This is a genomic window from Streptomyces sp. SP17BM10 (assembly GCF_036322405.1).
Lineage (GTDB): Bacteria > Actinomycetota > Actinomycetes > Streptomycetales > Streptomycetaceae > Kitasatospora.
Genome location: NZ_JAQYXB010000023.1, coordinates 1 through 360, shown reverse-complemented (window position 1 = coordinate 360; position 360 = coordinate 1). Strand labels below are relative to the sequence as shown.

1 protein-coding gene is annotated in these 360 nt (G+C 64.4%); it reads left to right on the top strand.

What is annotated here, in order from left to right; genetic code table 11:
- A partial coding sequence (locus PUR71_RS00075; RefSeq protein WP_329924229.1) for an adenosylhomocysteinase occupies positions 1 to 120 on the top strand: 120 nt, incomplete at its 5' end.
- Positions 121 to 360 lie beyond the last annotated feature (240 nt).

The following is a 360-nucleotide window of genomic DNA, read 5'->3' as shown; positions in this document are numbered from 1 at the left end:
GTCGCGCGTCTGCACCTGGACGCGCTGGGCGTGAAGCTGACCACGCTGACCCAGGAGCAGGCCGACTACATCGGCGTCCCGGTCGAGGGCCCGTACAAGGCGGAGCAGTACCGCTCCTGATGCGGTGACACCCGTCCGTCGGTGGCCGGCCCCCCCCGTGGGTTGCGGGGACCGGCGGGTTGGGGCGTATCGGCTGGCGCAGGGGTCGACGGCGGCCGTCGGCCGGTTGGTGGGGTGCGGGGGGGGGGTGTTGTTGGGGTTTGTTTTTTTGGGGGGTTTGTTTGTGGGTTTGGTTTGTTTTTTTCCTGTTGTGGGTTTTTTTTTTGTGTGGGGTTATTTTTTGTGTTTGTGGGTGCCCCC